The sequence below is a fragment of the Bradyrhizobium sp. SZCCHNRI3043 genome (genome assembly GCF_032377735.1).
Classification (GTDB): Bacteria; Pseudomonadota; Alphaproteobacteria; order Rhizobiales; family Xanthobacteraceae; genus Bradyrhizobium.
This window is the reverse complement of record NZ_JAUHID010000009.1, coordinates 165,287-187,863: the sequence shown is the minus strand read 5'-3', so window position 1 is coordinate 187,863 and position 22,577 is coordinate 165,287. Positions and strand designations below refer to the sequence as shown.

Here is a 22,577-nt window from a genome sequence, read left to right as displayed (position 1 = left end):
TTTGCCATCGAAATCAGCAGCTTGAGAGGATTTCGAGAGGCTTTGTGACAGGATCGACCGCTTCCGGCCTGCACAACGGCGCGTCAATCCTCACCCGTTTTCTTCGCTTTGACGGCGCCCGGCCCGGCGGCATCTGCCGATTTCAGCGCCTTCAGCGCCGCGAAGGGATGGTCCTCCGGCTCGGCGGCTGCCGCCATCGGCTGCTCGAACACGGCGCCCGGCTTGCGCGGATAGGGATCGATCCCCAGGAACAGCGCGTCGGCGGCAAGCCGGCCGAGGTCGATCTGCCCGCCAATGACCGGCTCCGGCGGATCAGCCGTCTCCACCTCGCTGTTGGGATCGTCCTCGACCAGATCGGCAAGCTCGGGAATCTGCTCCGGCGGGGCGAACATCTGGTCGATCGGCTCGTCGATCTCGATCTCGATCGGATCGAGCGTGACGACGCAGGTCTGACCGATCCGGGCCCGCACCCGGCCCTCGACATGCACCTTGCCGTCGCGCTTCTGGATGACGTCGAACGAGGCATGGGCCGAGATCACCTCGCGCAGCTCGGCAAGCGCGGCGAGCGCGCGGCGCGTGGCCTCGTCGGCCTCGATCTCGCGATGCAGGCCGACCTCCGGAATCTGCGCCACGATCACCGGCGGCGCCCGCCAGGGATCCTTCGCCGGATCTCGCCCCGTCTGTCGCGATGTGTCTGTGTCTCTGCTCATCTCGCTAGTCCTGCTGCACCGGCTGCGGGAAGCTCCAGCCGGCGCCGAGCAGCCTGTTGTCGTCGAGAGCGGCGAGGTGCGCGGCCACCCGCGCCGCATAGGCGGCAAGTCCGGCCGCGCTGTCCGGATGCTCCCCGTTCAAGATATTCTTCTGCAGCGCCTCCGCCAGCCGGGCCTCGCTCTCGGACCAGGCGAGGTCATAGGCGGCGGTGCGGCCATAGAATGCCTCGCCGAACTTCTGCATCCGCTTCGGCACGGTGAGATCCCCCACCCCCATCTCGCGCAGATTGTCGTCCATGTCGTCGCAGAAGCGGTCGAATAGCGCCTGCGATAGCTCCGACCCCACCCCGCGCAGCCGCCGCAGCACCAGCCACAGGTGCAGAATCAGCAGATCGAGCCGTCCCTCGACCGTGTCGGGGACATTCAAGTGTCTATAAAACAACGGGTCTCGGGTTTGTGCCACGATCGTGCCATAGATCGGCTCGATGGTTCCGCGCGGGGACGGTCGGGATTTGCTGAGAAGGTTGAATGGCCAGAGCATGACGGTTCCGCGGTCGAGTTTCCCTGACCCTGTTCGGGGGCATGTTGCAATCCGCAAGTTTGCCCGGTACGTCAACGCCCTGCCCGACGCAAGGGGACGGGATCCGATCTGAAGAAGATGACCCAGACAATGCGAACGACTGCCCGCCTGCTCTCCCGCGGCCTGAGCACCCGACTGCGCACCGCCGGCGCGATCGCGCTGACCTGTCTGGCGCTGGCCGCCTGCACCGGCGAGCAGTTCCAGAAGGGCTACATCATGCCCCCCGGCGCGCTGGAGCAGATCCCGATCGGCGCCAGCCAGGACCAGGTGCTGATCGTGATGGGCACGCCGTCGACGGTGGCGACGCTCGACGGCGAGGTATTCTACTACATCTCCCAGCGCGCCGAGCGCCCTGTCGCCTTCATGAACCAGAAGGTGGTCGATCAGCGCGTCATCGCGATCTATTTCGACAAGAACCGCCAGGTCCGGCGGCTCGCCAATTACGGCATGAAGGACGGCAAGATCTTCGACTTCGTCAGCCGCACCACGCCGACCTCCGGCCAGGAGCTCAGCTACCTGACACCGCTGTTCAAGCTGCTCAGCTTCAACTGATCCCGACACGATCGCCGCAGCCCGGAATGTGATTCCGGGCCACGGCACAAAGCCGGACCGCTGCGCTGAATTGCGCAGCTCGCGCGCAATTGGCCTGCTTGCTCTGGCGCTGCAATCTTCCCTACCCTGCTGCAAAACAAGAGCAGGGAGGAATCATTGGCTCATAGCATCGCGCTGTCGCGCCGCAGGCTTCTGTCCGGAGCCGCAGCGCTGTCGACCGCCGCCATTCTGCCGCGCACGAGTCTCGCCGACTGGCGTCCGACCGAGACGATCAAGCTGATCGTGCCCGCCGCGCCCGGCGGCAGCACCGACGTGATGGGACGGCTGCTGGCCGCGCATCTGCAGACGGTTTGGGGACAATCGGCGGTGGTCGAGAATCGCTCCGGCGGTGGCGGCACGATCGGCACCGCCGAGGTCGCGCGCAACACCAAGGGGGACGGGTACACGATCCTGATCGGCAATCCCGGTCCCAACGCGATCGCCTATTCGATCTTCCGCAACCTCGCCTACAAGCCGGATCAGCTGCAGGCGGTGTCCAACATGATCCGCATCCCGAACATCGTCTCGGCACATCCGTCGACCGGGATCAAGTCGATCCCCGAGCTGATCGCCTACCTCAAGGCCAATCCCGACAAGCTCAACTATGGCTCGTCCGGCGTCGGCCAGAGCCCGCATCTCACCGGCGCCTGGTTCCTGCAGCTCACCGGGTTGAAGATGACGCACATCCCGTTCCGCGGCGCCGGCCCCGCGCTGCAGGCCGCGCTCGCCGGCGACATCCAGATCCTGTTCGACAATCTGTTTCCGTCGCTGCCGCAGGTGCAGGACGGCAAGCTCACTGGCCTGTGCGTCACCACGCCGGAGCGCAGCGCCAATGCGCCCGACCTGCCGACGATGCGCGAAAGCGCGCCGGAGCTGGCCAAGTTCGACGTGTCGTCCTGGTTCGGCGTGTTCCTGCCCAAGGCCTGCCCGCCGGAGATCGTCAGTGCGCTCAACCTGCAGGTCAAGGCGATGCTCGCGCGTGAGGACATCGCTAAGAACATCGCGGCCATGGGCGCCCGCGCCGACTACGGCACGCCGCAGCAGTTCGGCGACTTCGTCCAGGCCGAGACAGCCAAGTTCGCGTCGATCATCCAGAAGGAAGGCCTGCAGATGGACGTGAAGTAGCCCTGGGCCCGGCGGCGCCGCGTCTCGGTGGAGCATTGGAATAGGGTTCGTGGTGTAACGGCACCTTAAGCGGGATGGTGCGATAGATGGCGGCCGCGCGTCCTTGATCTGGTTGCGAGATACCATCAGCCGATGCCGGGCCGACGACCTCGCGTGGATGCGGTCCGATCACCGTCCGAGGGGCAGGCGCCGGCGATGTCCATCGCATGAGCCGTGCCTTGCCCAACAGCGTTCTCCACCAGCTCGAAGACATTCTCGCCAGCCGATACGTGTCGCGGCGCGCCGAGATCCTGGAGCGCGTCACCGACCTGTTCGTCGTGGGCTCGGGCAAGTTCACCGAAGAACATGTCGATCTGTTCGACCACGTGCTGTTCAAGCTGCTCGACAACGTCGCCATTGCGGCGCGGGCGCAGCTCGGCAGCCGGCTCGCGGTGCTGCCTGACGCACCGCCGCGGCTGCTCCGGCTGCTCGCCAGCGACGAGACGATCGCGGTGGCAGGTTCCGTGCTGCGCCAGAGCGAACGGCTCGACGACGAGACCCTGGTCGCGACCGCGCAGACCCGGGGCCAGGAGCATCTGCTCGCGATCTCCAACCGCAAGATCCTCACGGAATCCGTCACCGACGTTCTGGTCGATCGCGGCAATCAGGCCGTCGTTTCGAACACCGCCAACAATGGCGGCGCGCGCTTCTCCGATCACGGCTTCTCCGGCCTGGTGACGAAGGCATCCGAAGATCCCGGCCTCGCCTTGAAGCTCTGGAGCCGACCCGACAGCCCACGCGAGGTGCTGGTCCGGCTGTTCGTCGAAGCCTCCGACGCGGTGCGCAGCCAGCTCGCCAGCGCTGATGCGGCGCGGACCGAGATCGTCGAGCTCGCCGTGGCGCAGGCTTCGGACCGTCTGCAGGCCGCCGCGCGGACGCGCTCGGCCGATTTCGTCACCGCCAAGGACTATGTCGAACTGCTGCATGCGACCGGCCAGCTCCACGAGGCGCAGCTGCACGGCTTCGCCAAGGAAGCCAGCTTCGACAAGGTCACGCTGGCGCTGTCATTGATGTGCAAGCTGCCGCTCGACGTGGTCGAGCGCGCCTTCGTGCGCAAGCAGCCGGACCAGCTCCTGGTGCTCGCCAAGGCGCTCGATTTGTCCTGGGTCACGACCACGACGCTGCTGTTCATGCAGGCGAGCGCCAGCGGCAGCGCACGCCCACAGCTCGACCAGCATCTGGCGAGCTTCTCGCAAATGCAGCCGCGCATGGCGCAGAGCACGCTGCAGTCGTATCGGGCGCGGCAGCGCGCGGCGGAATAGTCGGCGTCACGACACAACGAGAGACAATGAAAAACCCCGCGGCTCGCGCCGCGGGGCCTTTATTGGTCAGGACATCGCCCCGCTCAATGCGCGAGGATCGCCAGCAGCAGCAGGGCCACGATGTTGGTAATCTTGATCATCGGGTTCACCGCGGGGCCGGCCGTGTCCTTGTAGGGGTCGCCGACAGTGTCACCCGTCACCGCCGCCTTGTGAGCATCCGAGCCCTTGCCGCCGTAGTGGCCGTCCTCGATGTACTTCTTGGCGTTGTCCCAGGCGCCGCCGCCCGAGGTCATCGAGATCGCGACGAACAGGCCGGTGACGATGACGCCGAGCAGCATGGCGCCGACGGCCGAGAACGCCGCCGACTTGCCGGCTGCGCCGCCGCCCGCGATGGCGTAGATCAGGAAGTACACGACGATTGGCGACAGCACCGGCAGCAGCGAGGGGATGATCATCTCCTTGATCGCCGCCTTGGTCAGCAGGTCAACCGCCTTACCGTAGTCAGGCTTGTCGGTGCCCTGCATGATGCCCGGCTTCTCGCGGAACTGACGCCGCACCTCCTCGACGATCGCGCCGGCCGCACGGCCGACCGCGGTCATGCCCATCGCGCCGAACAGATACGGCAGCAGGCCGCCGAACAGCAGACCAACCACGACATAAGGGTTGTTCAGCGAGAAGTCCGGCTTGATCCCCGCGAAATAGGGATGGTGCGCCGAATCCGCGATGAAGAACTGGAGGTCCTGGTTATAGGCGGCGAACAGCACCAGCGCGCCGAGACCGGCCGAGCCGATCGCGTAGCCCTTGGTGACCGCCTTGGTGGTGTTGCCGACCGCGTCGAGCGCATCGGTGGACTTGCGGACCTCCTTCGGCAGACCGGCCATCTCGGCGATGCCGCCGGCATTGTCGGTGACCGGGCCGAAGGCGTCGAGCGCGACGATCATGCCGGCCAGAGCGAGCATGGTCGTGGTGGCGATCGCGATGCCGAACAGGCCGGCCAGGCTATAAGTGACCAGGATGCCGGCGATGATGACGATCGCAGGCAGCGCGGTCGACTCCATCGAGATGGCGAGGCCCTGGATGACGTTGGTGCCGTGGCCGGTCACCGAGGCCGCCGCAATCGACTTCACCGGGCGGAAGTCGGTGCCGGTGTAGTATTCGGTGATCCAGATGATGAGGCCGGTGACGACCAGGCCGACCACGCCGCACATGAACAGCGCCGTGCCGGTGTAGTCGACGCCGTCGAGCTTGCCGAAGCCGATCAGCCAGGCGATGGCCAGCGCCACGCCACCGAGCGACAGGACGCCGGTCGCAATCAGGCCCTTGTAGAGAGCGCCCATGATCGACTGGCTGGCGCCGAGCTTGACGAAGAAGGTGCCTGCGATCGAGGTGATGATGCAGATGCCGCCGATGGCGAGCGGCAGGGTCATCATGTTGGTCAGCAGCGACGACTTGGCGAAGAAGATGGCCGCCAGGACCATGGTGGCGACCGCGGTCACCGCATAGGTCTCGAACAGGTCGGCGGCCATGCCGGCGCAGTCACCGACGTTGTCGCCGACGTTGTCGGCGATGGTCGCGGGGTTGCGCGGATCGTCCTCCGGGATGCCGGCTTCGACCTTGCCGACGAGATCACCGCCGACGTCGGCGCCCTTGGTGAAGATGCCGCCGCCGAGACGGGCGAAGATCGAGATCAGCGAGGCGCCGAAGCCGAGCGCGACCAGCGCATCGATCACGGTGCGGCTGTCGGGCGCGAGCTTCATGAAGCCGGTCAGGATGCCGAAATAGATGGTGACACCGAGCAGCGCGAGACCAGCCACGAGCAGACCGGTGATGGCGCCGGCCTTGAAGGCGAGTTCGAGGCCGCCGGCGAGCGAGGTGATGGCCGCCTGTGCCGTGCGGACGTTGGCGCGCACCGACACGTTCATGCCGATGAAGCCAGCCGCGCCGGAGAGGATCGCGCCGATCGCGAAGCCGATCGCGACGAGCATGCCGAGGAAATACGCAAGGAGCACGAAGATCACGACACCGACGATTCCGATCGTCATGTATTGGCGGCGAAGATAGGCCTGCGCGCCCTCACGCACGGCCGCCGCGATTTCCTGCATGCGCGCATTGCCGGCGTCTGCGCTGAGCACCGATTGTGTGGCCCAGATCGCATAGACGATCGACAGCGCTCCGCAGAGCACGATCACCCATAAAGCTGACATTTAGTTTCCTCGGCTCTTTGCTTTTCTAACTACGTCACGCCGCGCTGGTGCGACGCACGCCCCCTGTCAGGCAGCCCCGGGCGGAGCCGCCTCGAACATCATGAAGCTTGCCAAAATCGCCATGATGACGCAACGCCGCGACGCCTGAACCGCTCCAAATTCAGACGCTTCTTTGGTCGCATTGTGCGGTGCAAATAGGTGTCAGAAGTGGCTGAAGGACAAACGCGTCAGTGTGACTGGACGGCCCTGTCCGTCCAGGAAGCGCGGGGCTCGCGTTCCTTCGACGATGGCGCCGATGTCGGTGACGGCAACGCCCGCCGTCTCGGCTGCGCCACGGAACGCTGCGCATTGCGCTGCGGGAACAGTGCAGAGGATCTCGTAATCGTCGCCGCCGGAGATCATGCTTTCCAGCTGCGCGGCCCCGACAGCGAGCAGCTTCGCCGCCGCCGGCGATCGTGGAATGTGTGACAGCGTGATGTCGGCGCTCACGGAAGAGGCGGCGCAGAGCTTGGTCAGGTCGCCCGCGAGGCCATCGGAGACGTCCATCGAGGCGGTCGCGTAGTCTCTCACGGCCGCGGCCAGGGCATTGCGCGGCTGCGGCGTGCGATAGCGGCCAATCAGCATATCCCGCGCGGCGGGATCATCGGCCAGCGCCGCGGCCTCCGCTGTGCCCGTCAGGATGCGCAGGCCGAGCGCGGCATCACCGATCGTTCCCGTGACCATCACCCGGTCGCCGGGACGCGCCCCGAAGCGATGCACCATCCGGCCCCTGGGCACCCGTCCCCAGGCTGCAATCGAGATCATCACCGGCCCCGGCGTCGACACGGTGTCGCCGCCGAGCAGCGGACAGCCGAACGCAGCCGCGTCCTCGCCGAGGCCACGCGCGAACTCCGACAGCCACGCCTCGTCCTTCTCGCGCAGCGCCAGCGTCAGGACGAAGCCGGTGGGCACGGCGCCCTTGGCGGCGAGATCGGACAGGTTCACCCGCAGCGCCTTGCGCGCGACGGTGTCGGGGGGATCGCTGGCGAGATAATGGACGCCTTCGACGATGGCGTCGGTCTTGACGACGATGTCGTCACCATTGGCCGGAATGATCGCGGCATCGTCGACGAGGCCGAAGGCGCCGGGGTCGGTCGCCAGCGGCTTGAAATAGCGGGCGATCAGGGAGTCTTCGCCGGAGGGGTTGTGGGTCACGCGCTCGTCCCCCACACTTTGCACACTCTGCTGTCATAGCCCGGCTCGACCGGGCGATCCAGTACGCCGCGGCCCTTCCGTATCCCTTGAACGTCTCTGGAATACGGGATCACCCGCCGTCGCGGGTGATGACAGTCGAGGAAAGAGACTGGCATCGCGCCGGTTCGCAGCGATCGTGCTCCGGCGCCCCCCATCGCTACTTCGGCCCCATCTCGTCGGCTCGGTATTGCCGGGCGAGTTGCTCCAGCACGGCGTTGACCATGCCGGTCTCGTCGCGCTCGACGAAGGCATGGGCGATGTCGACATATTCGGACACGACGACCCGCGCCGGAATGTCCTTGCGCCGCTCCAGCTCATAGGCGCCGGCACGCAGCACCGCGCGCAAGATCGCCTCGATCCGCTGCAGCGGCCAGCCGCGCTCCAGCGCATTGTCCAGCACGGGATCGATCTTGGTCTGGTCGCGCACCACGCCGGAGACGATGTCGCGGAAGAAGGCGGCCTCGGCCGGCAGATACTGCTCGCCCTCGACCTCGTTGCCGAGCCAGTGGCTCTCGAACTCGGCCAGCACGTCGTTGATGCCGGCGCCGGCGATGTCCATCTGGTAGAGCGCCTGCACGGCGGCAAGCCGCGCCGCGCCGCGCCGGTTGGCCTTCCGATCGTTTGCTCTGACCGGGCCCTTGAACGGTTTGTTGCTGCTCTCGGCCATCTCAGCCTCGCGCCAGACGGCGTTTGATGCGCAGCACGGCGAGCGCGGCCCGCGCAGCATCGCCGCCCTTGTTCATTTCCGAGACGCGGGCACGCGCCCAGGCCTGGTCCTCGGTGTTGACCGTCAGGATGCCGTTGCCGAGCGGTAGGCCGCGCGCCACCGACAGGTCCATCAGCGCCCGCGAGGACTCCTGCGACACGATCTCGAAATGGATGGTGTCGCCGCGGATGACGCAACCGAGCGCGATCGCCGCATCATAGGGCTTGCTGTTCTTGGCGGCCGCATCGAGCGCAATGGCAATGGTCGCCGGAATCTCCAACGATCCAGTGACCGTGAGAACATCATAGCCCACGCCCGCCGCCTTCAGCTCGGCGGTGGCGCCCTCCAGCAGGGCATCCTGAAGATCGTCGTAGAAGCGGGCCTCGACGATCAGCGCCCGGGCGCCGGAGATGTCGGTCTGGTCTTTGAGCGGCGCGCGCCGTGCGTCTGCCATGGTTCTGTTTCCATTGTCTTCAGGTGCCTCGTCCCAAGGGAGCGGCCATCCGGCCGCCTCGCGAAGGGCGAGATGAAATCGGCCTCATGCTGCGAGACGACACATCAGCGCCTCCTCGCAATCAGGGCTGGCCTTGTAGGCGCCAGCGCCCGCAAAGCCAAGACGGAAAGCCCCCTTCGAGGCTACTTCATTTCCGTGAGGCGCGCGGCATAGCGCGCCATCAGGTCGACCTCGAGATTGACCTCGCCGCCGGCCTGCCAGGACGACAGCGTGGTGACCGACAGCGTATGCGGAATGATCAGCACCGAGAAGGCCAGTTCGTCGACGGTGTTGACCGTGAGCGAGACACCGTCGAGGGTGACTGAGCCCTTGGTGGCGATGAAGCGCGCCAGATCCCGCGTTGTCTTCAGCACGAACCGCGCCATATCAGGCAGGTCGTCGCGGCTGACGATGGTCGCAATACCGTCGACATGACCCGAGACGATGTGACCGCCGAGCTCGTCGCCGATCTTCAGCGCCCGTTCCAGGTTCAGCTTCGTTCCGACGCGCCAGTGCTTGGCCGTGGTCAGCGCCAGCGTCTCCGCGGCGGCATCGACCTCGAACCAGGTCTTGCCGTCGGTGAGGCCCGACTGCACGACGGTGAGGCAGACGCCGTTGTTGGCGATCGACGCGCCGTCGGCGATCGTGGCCTGGTCGTAGCTGCAGGCGATGCGCAGCCGGTGCAGCTTGCCCTCGGTCCGCGGCGTCAGGCTGACGATCTCGCCGATGTCGGTGACGATGCCGGTAAACATTACGCGCGCTCGTAAATCGTAAGGGTGTCGGGATCGAGCGTTTCGCTAGCACGAACGCGATAGGCCGGCGACTGCGTGATTGCGGTCAGCGGCAATGCATCCAGCGCAGCGATCCCGTCCGCTCCGATCTCCCCGGGACCACGCAGCAGCCAGATTTCATCGACCAGGCCACTTGCCATGAAAGATGATGCGACGCGGCTGCCGCCTTCGATCATCAAACGGGTGATGCCCTTCTCGGCGAGCGCCTTGAGCACGGCGGGTGGCTCCAGTGCCGACGGTGCGACCTGCGGCGGCAGGCGGATCACCTGCGCGCCGGCGGCCCCCAGCTTGGTCGCTGCGGCGGGCTCCGCCACCTCAGAGGCAACGAGCCAAAGCGGCGTCGTCCGCGCTGACTGCACCAGACGGCTGGCGGTCGGGAGGCGCAGGACGGGGTCGAGCACGACACGGACCGGCGAGCGGGATTCCATGCCGGGCAGCCGGCAGGTCAGCAGCGGATCGTCGGCGATCGCGGTGCGCACGCCGATCAGGATCGCGTCGCTCTGGGCACGCAACACATGCACGCGCGTCCGCGCCGCTTCGCCGGTGATCGCGACCGGCGTGTTGCCCGCGGCTGCAATCTTGTCGTCGGCCGAGACGGCAAGCTTCAGGATCACATGCGGCCGCCCGTCGCGGATGCGTCGGAAATGACCCGAATGGTCGCGCTTGGCGTCCGCCGAGCAGAGGCCGACCTCGACCTGGATGCCGGCGGCGCGGAGCTTCGCATGTCCCTGCCCTGCGACCTCCGGATTGGGATCCTCGATCGCCGAGACGACGCGGCTGATTCCGGCTGCGATAACCGCGTCCACGCAAGGCGGCGACTTGCCGACATGCGAGCACGGCTCCAGCGTCACGTAGAGCGTGGCGCCTTTGGCTGCCTCCCCGGCACGGCGCAGCGCCTCGGGCTCGCCATGAGGACGTCCACCGGGCTGGGTCCAGCCGCGGCCGACGATCACGCCGTCCTTGACCACCACGGCACCGACGGCGGGATTGGGCCAGGTCCGCCCCAACCCGCGGCGGCCGAGCGTCAGCGCGAGCTGCATGAAGCGGCGGTCGGCGTCCTTCTGAGCCTTCAGCTTCTCGCCGACCTGATCGACCAGAACCCGGAAGATCATTTGCGGACCGGCGCGAGGCGCGGTGCTTCGTCCTCCGCCGAGAGCTCGCCGAGCACGGCCTCGAAGTCCTTGGCCTCGCGGAAATTGCGGTAGACCGAGGCGAAGCGGACATAGGCCACGTCGTCGAGATCGCGCAGATGCTCCATCACGATCTCGCCGATCGCCTCCGAGGACACCTCCGACTCGCCACCGCTCTCGAGCTCCCGCACGATCGCCGACACCATCTTCTCGACCCGCTCCGGATCGACCGAGCGCTTGCGCAAGGAGATCTGCACCGAGCGCATCAGCTTGTCGCGGTCGAACGGCACGCGGCGGCCGTTGCGCTTGATCACGGTCAGTTCGCGCAGCTGCACCCGCTCGAAGGTCGTGAAGCGGAAATTGCAGGCGACGCAGACCCGCCGCCGCCGGATCACCGAGGAATCCTCGGTGGGGCGGGAGTCCTTCACCTGCGTATCGAGACTGTTGCAGCTCGGGCAGCGCATTTCGCGTTAAGCCTTACTGATAGATCGGGAACCGGTCGGTCAGCGCCTTCACCTTCTCCTTGACCGCAGCTTCCACCAGCGGCGCGCTGCCGTCCGGCGCCTGTGCGATCGCGTTCAGCACCTCGGCGATCAGGCTGCCGACCTGCTGGAATTCGGCGACGCCGAAGCCGCGGGTGGTCGCCGCGGGGGTGCCGAGACGCAGGCCCGAGGTGACGAACGGCTTCTCGGGGTCGAACGGGATGCCGTTCTTGTTGCAGGTGATGCCGGCGCGGACCAGCGCCTTCTCCGAGACGTTGCCCTTCAGGGCCTTGGGCCGGAGGTCGACCAGCATCAAATGGTTGTCGGTGCCGCCGGAGACGATGTCGAAGCCGTGCGCGCGCAGCGATTCCGCCAACGCCTTCGCATTCTCGACGATGTTCTTCGCGTAAGTCTTGAACTCCGGCCGCAGCGCCTCGGCGAAGGCCACCGCCTTGGCCGCGATCACATGCATCAGCGGACCGCCCTGCAGGCCCGGGAAGATCGCCGAGTTCAGCTTCTTGGTCAGCGCCTCGTCGTTCCAGAGGATCAGGCCGCCGCGCGGGCCACGCAGCGATTTGTGGGTCGTGGTCGTCGTGACGTGGGCATGCGGCACCGGCGAGGCATGTACGCCGCCGGCGACGAGACCGGCGAAGTGCGCCATGTCGACCAGGAGGTAGGCTCCGACGTGGTCTGCGATCTCGCGGAAGCGCTTGAAGTCCCACGGGCGCGAGTAGGCGCTGCCACCGGCGATGATCAGCTTCGGCTTGACCTCCTCGGCCTGCTTGGCGACCGCATCCATGTCGATCAGATGATCGTCACGGCGGACCGTGTAATGCGCGGCCTTGAACCACTTGCCGGACATGTTGACCGGCGAGCCGTGGGTGAGATGGCCGCCGGCGGCGAGGTCGAGGCCCATGAAGGTGTCGCCGGGCTGCAGGAGCGCCAGGAACACGGCCTGGTTCATCTGGCTGCCGGAGTTCGGCTGGACGTTGGCGAAATTGGCGCCGAACAGCTTCTTGGCGCGGTCGATCGCGAGGTTCTCCGCGACGTCGACCCATTCGCAGCCGCCATAATAGCGCGCGCCCGGATACCCTTCCGCGTACTTGTTGGTCATCACCGAGCCCTGGGCCTCCAGGACCGCCCGGCTGACGATGTTTTCCGAGGCGATCAGCTCGATCTCGTGTCGTTGCCGACCGAGCTCACCCTTGATGGCGGCGGCGATCTCGGGATCGGCCTCGGCCAGGGTGGCGGAGAAGAAGGAATCGACTGACGAGGCGGGCTTGGCGCTGGAAGCGGTCATCGGCGGAATATCTCCACGTCCGCAAGGCCTTAGGTGGCCTGCGGTCGGTTCAGTGAAGTCGGTCGGAAAAGACCCCTGCCCTTACCATATGGGCGGCGGCAGGCCAAGGGACAGGCCAAGCGGTTGCGGGTCAAACCGGATATTTGCGCCAGATATGGTGGACGAGGTCCAGAGCAAGCCCTGCTCAAGCCCCGCCGCAGGAGTGCCAGCTTTCCGACATCTGCCACGTTTCCTTGGTCCGGAGATTGGTCGCCTTGTAGATTCGCCCCCGATCATCGCCGGGCGGGCAATTCTTCGGCTTCCAGACGGTGCAGAGGCACGGGATCGCCCAGTTTGGAATGGGCCACGGCGGCGTTCCACTCTGCGTCGATCTGCTCGGCACCGCTCTGGTACAGCACGTGCGTCCCCGGATCCATAATGGGATCACCATACTTGCCGCGCTTCTCGCCGCGCTTGAACGGGGTAGGCGACAGCGGCTCATCAAACCGATCAGCAATTTTCGTGATCGTCGTCGCTGCGCAGGCGCCTATTCTGGCCAGTGCTTCTCGACTGTTCGGTCCCTTCTGGGGTCAAACCGTCTCAGCCATACTCTTCGTGGGCAGGCTCAGCTCACCGCACGCGAAGGCCAAGATTCCTGCCACGACAATGACTCGGGACACCAAATGCATCGCCCCCCAAATACAAACAACCTGCATGAAACCGGACGGTCTCATACAGGTTGTGAGGCAAGCGCGCGGCGAGCAATGCCGCACCGAAAGAAATCAAAGGCCGGTGTAGCCCGCCTTCACCGGATCGACGCGGCCATCGAGCTGACGCAGATAGGTCAGGCCGCATACCGTCAGGCGGTGCGGATCGCGCTCGCCGGCTTCGAACAAGGTCTGGATATAGGCGCTCACCTTGCGGCGCGCCTCGTCGCTCGCCGCGGCGGTGCGGTTCGCCAGCAGGTCGTAAGTGTGCATGATGCGATCGATGGCGGCTTCCATATCATCCCCTCTTGAACGTCAGGCCGTCAGGCAGACTTGAACATCGAGATCGCCTTGTTGGCGAGCTTGAGCTTGTTGAATTCTCCGCGGTGAATCAGCTGAACGATGATGTCGACAAGTCTCTCGTTCGGCGCGAACTCCTCTGGCAGCTCGCCGGAGAGACGCAGATAGTTGGAGGCGATGGCATAGGCATCCCCAACCATCGCCACGTTCATGACTTGCATTCCGGCATCGTGCAGCATGGTCCGACCTCCGGTCCAGGGACATAAGCCCAGGAGCCTCGATTGGTTCCAATTCGGACCGGGGTTTTTGCCAAGGTTTTTGCCAAGGCGAACAAGAAAACGCCGGCCCGAAGGGGCCGGCGCAAGAACGACTTCCAGACGATCAATGGCTGTCCGGTCTTGGCTCTCGATGTCTGAGCCGGCTCAGCCGAAACGGTGAGACTGGCTCAGAGGCGATACAGGATCTGGTCGGTCCAGAACCGCTCGAGACGATGCAGCGACTTGTTGAGCGTGGAGAACTCCTCGCTCGAAATGCCGCCGACCTGCTCTACGGTCTTGACGTGCTTCTGATACAGCGAGTCGACGATGCGGCGGATCTCCTGCCCCTGCGGGGTCAGGCGGATGCGGACCGAGCGGCGATCGACGCGCGAGCGCTGGTGATCGAGGAAGCCGAGCTCGACCAGCTTCTTCAGGTTGTAGGAGACGTTGGAGCCGAGATAGTAGCCGCGCGTGCGCAGCTCGCCCGCGGTCAGCTCCTTGTCGCCGATGTTGTAGAGCAGCAGCGCCTGGACCGAATTGATATCGGAACGACCACGGCGGTCGAACTCGTCCTTGATGACGTCGAGCAGACGGCGATGCAGCCGCTCCACCAGCGTCAGTGCTTCCAGATAGAGCGACTGCACGGTGCCGCCCTGGCCCGGCGCAGCAGTCTCCACGGCCGTCGCAACGGCTTTCATCATGACACTTCCCCTGTCGTCGTTTTTGTCGACTTATTCGACGAAACTTTTGTCCCGTCTGATAGAACGAACTTAAGGGGCGTGCTTTGAAGATCGCCTTAAATAAGAGCATAAAGAGAGAATGAATCGCGGAGAGTGAATCCTCTTTTAATTCAGTAATTACAGAGGCTTTTGCAAGAGTCCGTTGACGGTCGAGGGACGATGTTCGCGGTTCGTTTCACCCACCTGTCGCATTACAAAACACGCTTGGGTAGCGCTGCTAAGGTCTCTGTAACAGCTGTGGCGGACGCTCTTAAGGTGTTCGAAACATTACTTGCATCGCGCTGAAAAGATTTACAGCGTGCAACGAATTTTCCGCACGACCTATGGTGGCCGCTCCCGGGCCGCCATCCAGGCCAGTACGAGGTAGGCGGCGAGCATGACCGCCTCGCCCGCGACCACCAGCAGATTGCCGCCATAGATGCCCGGGAACATGAGCTCGATGACCGCCATCGAGACGACCGTGGTGAGCCACACCACCGCGCCCCACGGCGTGGCCAGCCACAGGCCCACGGCGGCGACGAGCTCGATCACCGCGAAATAGACCGTCGCGGCCTGCCAGGCCATCGCCTGGTTCTCGAACGCGTCGTCCTCGCCGCCGATGAAGCCGGTCACCTGGGCCCAATGGTAAAGGCCCTTGGCAATCGAGAGCATGGCCATGACCCGCAGGAACAGCACGAGCCGCCGCGTCCAGACATTGTCGTCGCTCTCGCGCCGATCCGAGGACATGGCGGCAATCGACATGGCGGCGTTGTCACGCGCCAGATCTCGCGCCGAGGGAATCTCAGCCATGGCAGCTCGAGCAGAACAGGCGGGTCGTCATTGGGGCCTCTCAAGACCAGGAGCATGGCGATTCTTGGCCGGCCGGACCGTGAAATCAACCGGGCCGGAAATCAACCGGGCCGCTTGCGTCAGGTCAAGTGACGGGCGACGGGCAAAGTGCTACAGATTGTTGGAATTACAACAAGTCAAAATCCGGCTCGCCGGTCAGCAAGGAGCCAGCCCTCATGGCGATCAAATTCGGGCGCCCGATCGACCTGCGCGACACCGCGCGCAATCCGGCCACTGGACTGACGCCGGCGCTCGACCTCACCATCCGTCCCCGCCGCAACCGCAAGGCCGAGTGGGCACGCCGGCTGGTGCGCGAGAACGTGCTGACGACGGACGACCTGATCTGGCCCCTGTTCGTGGTGCAGGGCGACCGGACCCGCAGCACCGTCGCCTCGATGCCGGGCGTGGAGCGGCTGAGCGTGGACGAGATCGTCCGCGATGCCGAGCGTGCCGCCAAGCTCGACATTCCCTGCATCGCGCTGTTCCCCTATACCGAGCCGTCGCTGCGCGACGAGCACGGCTCCGAAGCCTGCAACCCGGACAATTTGGTCTGCCAGGCGGTGCGTGCGATCAAGAAGGAGTTCCCGGAGATCGGCGTGCTCTGCGACGTCGCGCTCGATCCGTTCACCAGCCACGGTCATGACGGCCTCATCAAGGACGGCCGCATTCTCAACGACGAGACGGTCGCCGTGCTGGTGCGCCAGGCCCTGGTCCAGGCCGAGGCCGGCTGCGACATCATCGCGCCGTCGGACATGATGGACGGCCGGGTCGGCGCGATCCGCCAGGCCCTGGATCAAGCCGGCTTCCTCGACGTGCAGATCATGGCCTATGCGGCCAAATATGCCTCCGCCTTCTACGGCCCGTTCCGCGACGCGATCGGCTCGGCCAAGACGCTGACCGGCGACAAGCGCACCTATCAGATGGACAGCGCCAACTCCGACGAGGCGCTGCGCGAGGTCGAGCTCGACATCGCCGAGGGCGCCGACATGGTGATGGTGAAGCCGGGCATGCCCTATCTCGACGTCGTCAGGCGCGTGAAGGACACGTTCAGCATGCCGACCTTCGCCTATCAGGTGTCGGGCGAATACGCGATGATCACGGCCGCCGCCAACAATGGCTGGATCGACGGCGACCGGGCGATGATGGAAAGCCTGCTGGCGTTCAAGCGCGCCGGCGCCGACGGCGTGCTCACCTATTTCGCCCCGCAAGCTGCCGAGCGGCTGCGGCAGCAGCGTTGAGGAGGCGCTGGGATCTTTCCAAGACCCCCACGCTCCTTGAGCGCGCCGCTCCTTTCGCCTGCGCGGGCCGCCGGCTCGCGAAGTTCTGGCTTACAAGTCGCGAAATGGCCGGAAATTTGCCGCGCCCCGTGCAAGAACAGCCCTTGCAAGCGCAAGAGGGGTTCCCATGTCCTGGGTGCCAATCCGGAGGGCTTATTCATGGCGTATATGGGTTCAGGCGATAGCAATGGCGGTCCCGGTGCTCGGCCACACGCCTACGATCCCTATCAGCAGCCGGAATTGTTTCGCGGCGTGCTGACGCGGCGGATGATTGCGTTCCTGATCGATCTCCTGGTGCTCTCGGTCCCGGTGATCCTGGCGGTGATCTTCATTGCCGTGTTCGGCGTGATCACGCTGGGTCTCGGCTGGGCGTTGTTCTGGCTGGTGTCGCCGGCTGCGGTGATCTGGGCCATCGTCTACTACGGCGCAACGATCGGCGGGCCGAACTCGGCGACGATCGGCATGCGGGTGATGGATCTGGAGGTACGGACCTGGTATGGCGCGCCGGGCTATTTCGTGCTCGGTGCCGTGCACGCGGTCTGCTTCTGGGTCTCGGTCTCGGCGTTGTCGCCGTTCGTGCTGCTGATCGGACTGTTCAACAGCCGCCGCCGGCTGCTGCACGATTTCGTGCTCGGTACCGTCGTGATCAACACGTCCGTGCGCTCGCAACTGACTGAACCGGCTCGCACCTGATGAGACGTCCGGTGGCACTGCAAAAGCGATTGACCGGCCGCCTCCGGAGCGCAATTCTGTTGATGATCGCCTCGGAGGCTCACGACGTTCCTTGACCCAGCATTCGCGTGACACCCCGCAATTCTACCTGACCGCGCCCTCGCCCTGCCCCTATCTGCCGGGGCGGCAGGAACGCAAGGTGTTCACGCATCTGGTCGGCGACAAGGCGACCGATCTCAACGACCTCCTGACCCATGGCGGCTTCCGCCGCAGCCAGTCGATCGCTTACCGGCCGGCCTGCGACCAATGCCGGGCCTGCGTGTCCGTCCGCGTGATCGCCAACGAATTCCGCCCCTCGCGCAACTTCCGCAAGGTGCTCGCGCGCAATTCCGATCTGGTCGGCGAGCAGCGCAGCGCCGTGCCGACCTCCGAGCAATATTCGATCTTCCGCAGCTATCTCGATCAGCGCCATCGTCATGGCGGCATGGCCGACATGACGGTGCTCGATTACGCCATGATGGTCGAGGACAGCCATGTCGAGACACGAATCATCGAGTACCGCCGCCGCAATCTGAGCAACGGTCCGAATGCCCGCAGCGGCGAACTGGTCGCAGTGGCGCTGACGGACGTGCTCAGCGACGGCCTGTCGATGGTGTACTCGTTCTTCGACCCCTCGGAGACCACCCGCTCGCTCGGCACCTTCATGATCCTCGACCACATCGCCCGGGCGCGGCGCCAGGGCCTGCCCTACGTCTATCTGGGCTACTGGATCGAGGGTTCGAAGAAGATGGACTACAAGAGTCGCTATCTGCCGCAACAACGTCTCGCGGCTGCCGGCTGGCTGCGCGTGGATGCCGAAGGCGACACCGCGCCCGAGCCGCAGGACTAGAGGAGGCGAATAGCGAATGGGGAGTGGCGAATAGAGCGCTTCGAAGCTTCGAACGTCCCTATTCGCTTTTCCCCTTCGCTATTCGCCTCTCCTCATCATCCCGTGGCCAGATCCCACACCAGCTTGGTATTGAGCGCGATGATCACCACCGCGATCAAGGTCGCGAGCGCCGTCAGCCAGCGCGGCGCCACGAACTGCCCCATCTTGGCCCGGCTCGCGGTGAGCAGCACCAGCGGCACGATCGCGAACGGCAATTGCAGGCTGAGCACGACCTGACTGAGGATCAGGAGCTGCCCGGTGGCCTTCTCGCCGGCCCAGATCGTCACCACCACGGCCGGCACGATTGCGATCATGCGGGTGATCAGCCGGCGCAGCCAGGGCGCGATCCGCCAGTGAAGAAAGCCTTCCATCACGATCTGACCGGACAGGGTCGCGGTGATCGTCGAATTCAGGCCGCAGCACAAAAGCGCGATCGCAAACAGCGTCGGTGCCAGCGTCGACCCGAGCAGCGGCGCCAGGAAGGAATGCGCCTGATCAAGCTCGGCGACGTCGCGTTGTCCGGTCCGGTGGAACGTCGCCGCCGCCAGGATCAGGATCGAGGCGTTGATGGTCAGCGCAAGGCACAGCGCGATGGTCGAATCGATCGTGGAGAGCGTGATCGCCTCGCGCTTGTCCTCTGGGCTGTCACCGTAGCCGCGGGTCTGGACCAGACCCGAGTGGAGATACAAATTGTGCGGCATCACGGTAGCGCCGAGAATGCCGAGCGCCAGATAGAGCATCTCCGGGTTGGCGACCAGCTGTCCGCTGGGGACGAAGCCCTTCACCACCTCGGCCCAGTCCGGCTGCGCCATCGCGATCTGGATCGCGAAGCACAGCGCGATGATGCCGAGCAGCGCGACCACGAACGCCTCGATCCAACGGAAGCCGAAGGCCTGCAGCGCCAGGATCAGGAAGACATCGAGCGCGGTGACGCAGACGCCGATCGACAGCGGCAGCCCGAACAGCAGGCTGAGACCGATCGCAGTACCGATCACCTCGGCGAGGTCGGTGGCCGTGATCGCGATCTCCGCCGACAGCCACAGCGGCAACGAAACCCAGCGCGGCGTCGAATCGCGGCACGCCTGGGCCAGGTCGCGGCCGGTGGCGACGCCGAGCCGGGTGCACAGCGACTGCAGCACGATCGCCATCAGGTTGGACAGCAGCGCGACCGACAATAGCACGTAGCCGAACTTGGCACCGCCGGCGAGCGAGGTCGCCCAATTGCCGGGGTCCATGTAGCCGACCGCGACCAGATAGCCGGGTCCGAGAAAGGCGAGCAGCTTTCGCCAGAGCGACCCCTTGGTTGCGGTTCGCACCGTCGCGAACATGTCGCCGAGAGAGGGCTCACCGCGCTCACCGCGCCAGCCGGAGCGGCTGTCGCTGGGCTGAACCAAGGCTTGCAGTTGCGAAAGATCTGACGGTTTTGCGTCCATTCCGCTATCCTGAACGAAACCGACCTTTAATGCAACTGATTTGCAAGTAGAGGAGCGCTGCAGGCTGGTGCCCGCGAGCGTTGGTATTAATCCAATACCATTCCATCATGGCAGCTGCTCGCCCTTGCCGATTCGCGAGAGCGCCTGAAGCACACACGAATCGGCGCGGCCGGGTCCCCGTCTCCCCACTGACCGGATCCAACATGTCTGCCAACCTTGGCCTCCGACCGATCTCCAACGCGCCTGTTCCTTGCAAGATCTGTGACGGTCCTGCCGACCTCTACGGCGTCGTCGACATGAACCGCCCATGCCAGACGGCGCATGCGTATCGCGCGCCGCTCTCGGGTGTGCCCATCTATTACCGGCGCTGCGCGGACTGCGGCTTTCTGTTCACCGACGCCTTCGACGACTGGAGCATCGAGCAGTTCAAGACCCACATCTACAACGACGGCTACGAAGCCGTGGATCCCGACTATCGGGTCAAGCGCCCGACCGACAATGCGGCGGCCGTCGCCCGCTTCTGGGCGCCACACAAGGCCGGCATGCGGGTGCTCGACTTCGGCGGCGGCAACGACGTGTTCTGCACCGGCCTGCGTGCTCAAGGCTTTGCGGAAGCGGTCACCTATGATCCGATGGTGGCCGAGCACGCCACCCGCCCCGATCGCAAGTTCGATCTCGTCACCTGCTTCGAGACGCTGGAGCACGTGCCCGATCCGCTGGCGACGATCGGAGCCATGGCGGCCTGCGTGGCCGAACCGGGCGCGGTGTTCTACTCGACGTTGACCCAGCCGGACGACTTCGACAGCCAGGGCATGTCCTGGTGGTACATCGCGCCGCGCAACGGCCACATCTCGATCTACACCCAGCATGCGCTGGCGCTGGCTTGGCACCGGTTCGGCTTCAAGACGGCGCCGCTGAATGCCGGCACCCATCTGGCGTTCCGCACGCTGCCCCCGGAATGGGGATTGGCCGAGGCACCGACCGCGGCATAGGCCGTCCGCAGCACGACGGCCGATACCGGAGATCAGGAAGCGGGTGGGCGCAAGGAGGCGGCGTGGTGATGATGGCCGCATCATCACATCAGGTTCCTCTTCATGCCTCCTTCTCCCGCCCTGCCCGCCGGCTTCCACCGCCTCGCCTGGTCGAACCTCACCGCGCAATCGGCCGAGCAGATCGCGCTCGCCGCAGCACCGATCGTCGCGGTGCTCGCCCTCGGCGTTGGCGAGGGCGCGACCGGCCTGCTGCAGACGGCGCTGACCGCGCCCTTCGTGCTGTTCGCGATCCCCGCGGGGCTGCTCGCCGACCGGATGCCGCGGCGGCTGCTGATGGCCCTGGCAGAGACGCTTCGCGCGCTCGCGCTGCTCGCGATCCTCATCGCCTTCGCGTCCGGCGCGCTCACGCTGCCGCTGCTGGCGGCGCTCGGATTCGCGGCGGTGTGCGGCACGGTCGCGTTCAGCGTCGCAGCGCCTGCCCTGGTGCCGAGCCTCGTCGCCCCGGCCCAGTTGGCGTCCGCGAATGCGCGCATCGAGCTTGCCCGCACCATCGCCTTTGCCACCGGGCCCGCGCTGGGCGGCATACTGGTCGGCTGGATCGGCGGCGCTCCGGCCTTCGGCTGCGCCGCGGCGCTCTCGCTGATCGCAGCCATGTGCCTGGCCGGCATCGCCGAGCCCGCCCGTGTGCCGGTGCCGCGCCGCCATCCGCTCGCCGACATCCGCGAAGGCGCCGCCTTCGTGCTGCATCATCCGCTGCTGCGGCCGGTGTTCGTCACCCAGTTCATCTTCAACACCGCGCATTTCCTGCTGCTCGCGGTGTTCGTGCCCTATGCGGTGCACCGGCTCGGCCTGTCGGCGGGAGGCGTCGGCACGGTGCTGTCGATGTTCGGCGTCGGCATGGTGTGCGGCGCGCTGCTGGCGACGCGCATCATGCGGCGGCTACCGTTCGGCACCGTCATCGGGCTCGGCCCCGTCACCGGCTTCGCCGCGGCGCTCATCATGGCACTGACCACGTTCGTCCCCTCGCCCTACCTTGCCGCCCTCAGCTTCTTCCTGCTCGGCGCCGGGCCGATCCTCTGGGTGATCTCGACCACGACGCTGCGGCAGTCGGTGACTCCGGCGGGCCTGCTCGGGCGGGTGTCGGCCATCAACATCCTGAGCTACGGCGCCCGTCCGCTGGGCTCGCTGCTCGGCGCGGTCGTCGGGGGCCGTTACGGCGCCGACATGTGTCTCTACCTCGTCGCCGCCATCTTCGGCCTGCAGGCGCTCGTTATCCTCGCCTCGCCGGTCGTCGCGATCGCGCGCCAGCCGGAGCCGCAGCCCGCCTAGCGATAGACCAGGATCGGCACGGTGGAATGCGTCAGCACCTTCAAGGTCTCGCTGCCCAGGATCGCCGAGACGCCGCGCAGCCCATGCGAGGCCATCAGCACCAGATCGCAATGCTGCTTGCGGGCGGTCTCGACGATCGCCTCATAGGGCTTGTCGTGCTCGACGCAGAGCGTGGCGCAGGCGACGCCGGCCTGCTCCGCGTCGTCCTTCACATGATCGAGGTATTTCGCGGTCTGATCGGCCACCAGCGACTTGTATTGCGCAAGCGCCTTGGTCGCAGCGTGGGGATCGACGACCAGCGAATGCAGCGGCGTCGACACCACCAACGCCGTGACCCTGGCTCCGGTCGCCTTGGCGAGCGCGACACCGTGCTTGATTGCGGCCTTGGAAAGGTCGGACCCATCGGTCGGCAGCAGAATATGTTTGTACATGAGCTTTCACCTCCCGGCAGAGGATGCTGGGCAGACTCGCTTCTGCGGGGCATTGACG

The 22,577-nt window shown here is 65.8% G+C and carries 25 protein-coding genes; 8 read left to right on the top strand and 17 right to left on the bottom strand.

The window, feature by feature from the left end:
• Positions 1 to 83: 83 nt before the first annotated feature.
• Together QX124_RS19890 and QX124_RS19885 are read right to left on the bottom strand one after the other, a co-directional pair.
• A complete protein-coding gene (locus tag QX124_RS19890) occupies positions 84 to 710 on the bottom strand; it encodes a DUF177 domain-containing protein (RefSeq protein WP_315798034.1) in 627 nt (208 codons plus the stop codon).
• Positions 711 to 714: 4 nt separating this feature from the next.
• Positions 715 to 1,251: a ubiquinol-cytochrome C chaperone family protein gene (locus QX124_RS19885; protein ID WP_315740215.1), complete on the bottom strand. Its 537-nt coding sequence runs from the start codon at positions 1,249 to 1,251 to the stop codon at positions 715 to 717.
• Positions 1,252 to 1,380: 129 nt separating this feature from the next.
• Between QX124_RS19885 and QX124_RS19880 the strand changes: the two genes are divergently transcribed.
• From QX124_RS19880 to QX124_RS19870, 3 genes are all read left to right on the top strand, one after another.
• Entirely contained in the window at positions 1,381 to 1,842 is a 462-nt protein-coding gene (locus QX124_RS19880) for an outer membrane protein assembly factor BamE (protein ID WP_315740216.1), read from the top strand.
• Between the two features lie 156 nt (positions 1,843 to 1,998).
• Positions 1,999 to 3,006, top strand: coding sequence for a tripartite tricarboxylate transporter substrate binding protein (locus QX124_RS19875; RefSeq protein ID WP_315798033.1), 1,008 nt, complete (start codon positions 1,999 to 2,001; stop codon positions 3,004 to 3,006).
• Positions 3,007 to 3,224: 218 nt separating this feature from the next.
• Positions 3,225 to 4,307, top strand: a complete 1,083-nt coding sequence (locus tag QX124_RS19870) for a DUF2336 domain-containing protein (protein ID WP_315798055.1) — start codon at positions 3,225 to 3,227, stop codon at positions 4,305 to 4,307.
• Positions 4,308 to 4,390: 83 nt separating this feature from the next.
• Here QX124_RS19870 and QX124_RS19865 read toward each other — a convergent pair whose 3' ends face one another.
• The 13 genes from QX124_RS19865 to QX124_RS19805 all read right to left on the bottom strand — a co-directional run bounded on the left by QX124_RS19865 (position 4,391) and on the right by QX124_RS19805 (position 15,418).
• Positions 4,391 to 6,511: a sodium-translocating pyrophosphatase gene (locus QX124_RS19865; RefSeq protein WP_315740218.1), complete on the bottom strand. Its 2,121-nt coding sequence runs from the start codon at positions 6,509 to 6,511 to the stop codon at positions 4,391 to 4,393.
• 201 nt (positions 6,512 to 6,712) lie between these two features.
• Positions 6,713 to 7,705, bottom strand: coding sequence for a thiamine-phosphate kinase (gene thiL, locus QX124_RS19860; RefSeq protein WP_315798032.1), 993 nt, complete (start codon positions 7,703 to 7,705; stop codon positions 6,713 to 6,715).
• A gap of 196 nt (positions 7,706 to 7,901) precedes the next feature.
• Entirely contained in the window at positions 7,902 to 8,411 is a 510-nt protein-coding gene (nusB, locus tag QX124_RS19855) for a transcription antitermination factor NusB (RefSeq protein ID WP_315798031.1), read from the bottom strand.
• A 1-nt stretch (position 8,412) separates the two neighbouring features.
• A complete protein-coding gene (gene ribH / locus QX124_RS19850) occupies positions 8,413 to 8,904 on the bottom strand; it encodes a 6,7-dimethyl-8-ribityllumazine synthase (protein ID WP_315798030.1) in 492 nt (163 codons plus the stop codon).
• Between the two features lie 182 nt (positions 8,905 to 9,086).
• Entirely contained in the window at positions 9,087 to 9,695 is a 609-nt protein-coding gene (locus QX124_RS19845; protein ID WP_315775156.1) for a riboflavin synthase, read from the bottom strand.
• Complete coding sequence (gene ribD, locus QX124_RS19840) at positions 9,695 to 10,846, bottom strand: bifunctional diaminohydroxyphosphoribosylaminopyrimidine deaminase/5-amino-6-(5-phosphoribosylamino)uracil reductase RibD (protein ID WP_315773142.1); 1,152 nt, start codon at positions 10,844 to 10,846, stop codon at positions 9,695 to 9,697. Before ribD ends, QX124_RS19845 begins: the two co-directional genes overlap by 1 nt.
• On the bottom strand, positions 10,843 to 11,328 hold the full coding sequence (nrdR, locus tag QX124_RS19835) for a transcriptional regulator NrdR (protein WP_315798029.1): 486 nt from the start codon (positions 11,326 to 11,328) through the stop codon (positions 10,843 to 10,845). Before nrdR ends, ribD begins: the two co-directional genes overlap by 4 nt.
• A gap of 13 nt (positions 11,329 to 11,341) precedes the next feature.
• Positions 11,342 to 12,646, bottom strand: a complete 1,305-nt coding sequence (glyA, locus tag QX124_RS19830; protein ID WP_315740224.1) for a serine hydroxymethyltransferase — start codon at positions 12,644 to 12,646, stop codon at positions 11,342 to 11,344.
• Positions 12,647 to 12,918: 272 nt separating this feature from the next.
• Positions 12,919 to 13,044 (bottom strand): hypothetical protein, encoded by a 126-nt coding sequence (locus tag QX124_RS19825; protein WP_315775162.1) that lies wholly within the window; start codon positions 13,042 to 13,044, stop codon positions 12,919 to 12,921.
• Between the two features lie 363 nt (positions 13,045 to 13,407).
• Positions 13,408 to 13,629 (bottom strand): hypothetical protein, encoded by a 222-nt coding sequence (locus tag QX124_RS19820; protein WP_315711437.1) that lies wholly within the window; start codon positions 13,627 to 13,629, stop codon positions 13,408 to 13,410.
• A gap of 26 nt (positions 13,630 to 13,655) precedes the next feature.
• Positions 13,656 to 13,871: a hypothetical protein gene (locus QX124_RS19815; RefSeq protein WP_315740226.1), complete on the bottom strand. Its 216-nt coding sequence runs from the start codon at positions 13,869 to 13,871 to the stop codon at positions 13,656 to 13,658.
• Between the two features lie 206 nt (positions 13,872 to 14,077).
• Positions 14,078 to 14,590, bottom strand: a complete 513-nt coding sequence (ldtR, locus tag QX124_RS19810) for a transcriptional regulator LdtR (protein WP_008962376.1) — start codon at positions 14,588 to 14,590, stop codon at positions 14,078 to 14,080.
• Between the two features lie 360 nt (positions 14,591 to 14,950).
• Positions 14,951 to 15,418 carry a DUF6163 family protein gene (locus QX124_RS19805; RefSeq protein ID WP_315740227.1) on the bottom strand — a complete coding sequence of 156 codons (468 nt, stop codon included), beginning with the start codon at positions 15,416 to 15,418 and terminating at the stop codon, positions 14,951 to 14,953.
• Between the two features lie 215 nt (positions 15,419 to 15,633).
• Here QX124_RS19805 and hemB point away from each other — a divergent pair, with 215 nt between their 5' ends.
• The 3 genes from hemB to QX124_RS19790 all read left to right on the top strand — a co-directional run bounded on the left by hemB (position 15,634) and on the right by QX124_RS19790 (position 18,295).
• Entirely contained in the window at positions 15,634 to 16,695 is a 1,062-nt protein-coding gene (gene hemB, locus QX124_RS19800) for a porphobilinogen synthase (RefSeq protein WP_315758572.1), read from the top strand.
• 198 nt (positions 16,696 to 16,893) lie between these two features.
• Positions 16,894 to 17,427: an RDD family protein gene (locus tag QX124_RS19795; RefSeq protein ID WP_315798028.1), complete on the top strand. Its 534-nt coding sequence runs from the start codon at positions 16,894 to 16,896 to the stop codon at positions 17,425 to 17,427.
• A gap of 91 nt (positions 17,428 to 17,518) precedes the next feature.
• On the top strand, positions 17,519 to 18,295 hold the full coding sequence (locus tag QX124_RS19790) for an arginyltransferase (RefSeq protein ID WP_315773141.1): 777 nt from the start codon (positions 17,519 to 17,521) through the stop codon (positions 18,293 to 18,295).
• A 95-nt stretch (positions 18,296 to 18,390) separates the two neighbouring features.
• On the opposite strand, the gene QX124_RS19785 is transcribed toward QX124_RS19790, so the two are convergent.
• The gene (locus tag QX124_RS19785; RefSeq protein ID WP_315786322.1) at positions 18,391 to 19,767 is read right to left on the bottom strand and encodes an Nramp family divalent metal transporter; all 1,377 of its coding nucleotides are present in this window, start codon (positions 19,765 to 19,767) and stop codon (positions 18,391 to 18,393) included.
• 203 nt (positions 19,768 to 19,970) lie between these two features.
• Here QX124_RS19785 and QX124_RS19780 point away from each other — a divergent pair, with 203 nt between their 5' ends.
• Together QX124_RS19780 and QX124_RS19775 are read left to right on the top strand one after the other, a co-directional pair.
• Positions 19,971 to 20,759, top strand: a complete 789-nt coding sequence (locus QX124_RS19780) for a class I SAM-dependent methyltransferase (protein WP_315740232.1) — start codon at positions 19,971 to 19,973, stop codon at positions 20,757 to 20,759.
• A gap of 102 nt (positions 20,760 to 20,861) precedes the next feature.
• Positions 20,862 to 22,088 (top strand): MFS transporter, encoded by a 1,227-nt coding sequence (locus QX124_RS19775; RefSeq protein ID WP_315798027.1) that lies wholly within the window; start codon positions 20,862 to 20,864, stop codon positions 22,086 to 22,088.
• On the opposite strand, the gene QX124_RS19770 is transcribed toward QX124_RS19775, so the two are convergent.
• Positions 22,085 to 22,519: a universal stress protein gene (locus QX124_RS19770; RefSeq protein WP_315798026.1), complete on the bottom strand. Its 435-nt coding sequence runs from the start codon at positions 22,517 to 22,519 to the stop codon at positions 22,085 to 22,087. The two genes, QX124_RS19775 and QX124_RS19770, sit on opposite strands and share 4 nt — an antisense overlap.
• Positions 22,520 to 22,577 lie beyond the last annotated feature (58 nt).

Bases quoted from the DNA above. Each gene is read 5' to 3' on its own strand.
- nrdR (WP_315798029.1), bottom strand. From the start codon at position 11,328: ATGCGCTGCCCGAGCTGCAACAGTCTCGATACGCAGGTGAAGGACTCC.
- QX124_RS19880 (WP_315740216.1), top strand. From the start codon at position 1,381: ATGCGAACGACTGCCCGCCTGCTCTCCCGCGGCCTGAGCACCCGACTG.
- glyA (WP_315740224.1), bottom strand. From the start codon at position 12,646: ATGACCGCTTCCAGCGCCAAGCCCGCCTCGTCAGTCGATTCCTTCTTC.
- hemB (WP_315758572.1), top strand. From the start codon at position 15,634: ATGGCGATCAAATTCGGGCGCCCGATCGACCTGCGCGACACCGCGCGC.
- QX124_RS19780 (WP_315740232.1), top strand. From the start codon at position 19,971: ATGTCTGCCAACCTTGGCCTCCGACCGATCTCCAACGCGCCTGTTCCT.
- QX124_RS19770 (WP_315798026.1), bottom strand. From the start codon at position 22,519: ATGTACAAACATATTCTGCTGCCGACCGATGGGTCCGACCTTTCCAAG.
- QX124_RS19785 (WP_315786322.1), bottom strand. From the start codon at position 19,767: ATGGACGCAAAACCGTCAGATCTTTCGCAACTGCAAGCCTTGGTTCAG.
- ribD (WP_315773142.1), bottom strand. From the start codon at position 10,846: ATGATCTTCCGGGTTCTGGTCGATCAGGTCGGCGAGAAGCTGAAGGCT.
- nusB (WP_315798031.1), bottom strand. From the start codon at position 8,411: ATGGCCGAGAGCAGCAACAAACCGTTCAAGGGCCCGGTCAGAGCAAAC.
- QX124_RS19845 (WP_315775156.1), bottom strand. From the start codon at position 9,695: ATGTTTACCGGCATCGTCACCGACATCGGCGAGATCGTCAGCCTGACG.
- QX124_RS19890 (WP_315798034.1), bottom strand. From the start codon at position 710: ATGAGCAGAGACACAGACACATCGCGACAGACGGGGCGAGATCCGGCG.
- QX124_RS19885 (WP_315740215.1), bottom strand. From the start codon at position 1,251: ATGCTCTGGCCATTCAACCTTCTCAGCAAATCCCGACCGTCCCCGCGC.
- QX124_RS19820 (WP_315711437.1), bottom strand. From the start codon at position 13,629: ATGGAAGCCGCCATCGATCGCATCATGCACACTTACGACCTGCTGGCG.
- QX124_RS19775 (WP_315798027.1), top strand. From the start codon at position 20,862: ATGCCTCCTTCTCCCGCCCTGCCCGCCGGCTTCCACCGCCTCGCCTGG.
- QX124_RS19815 (WP_315740226.1), bottom strand. From the start codon at position 13,871: ATGCTGCACGATGCCGGAATGCAAGTCATGAACGTGGCGATGGTTGGG.
- ribH (WP_315798030.1), bottom strand. From the start codon at position 8,904: ATGGCAGACGCACGGCGCGCGCCGCTCAAAGACCAGACCGACATCTCC.
- QX124_RS19805 (WP_315740227.1), bottom strand. From the start codon at position 15,418: ATGGCTGAGATTCCCTCGGCGCGAGATCTGGCGCGTGACAACGCCGCC.
- QX124_RS19795 (WP_315798028.1), top strand. From the start codon at position 16,894: ATGGCGTATATGGGTTCAGGCGATAGCAATGGCGGTCCCGGTGCTCGG.
- QX124_RS19865 (WP_315740218.1), bottom strand. From the start codon at position 6,511: ATGTCAGCTTTATGGGTGATCGTGCTCTGCGGAGCGCTGTCGATCGTC.
- ldtR (WP_008962376.1), bottom strand. From the start codon at position 14,590: ATGATGAAAGCCGTTGCGACGGCCGTGGAGACTGCTGCGCCGGGCCAG.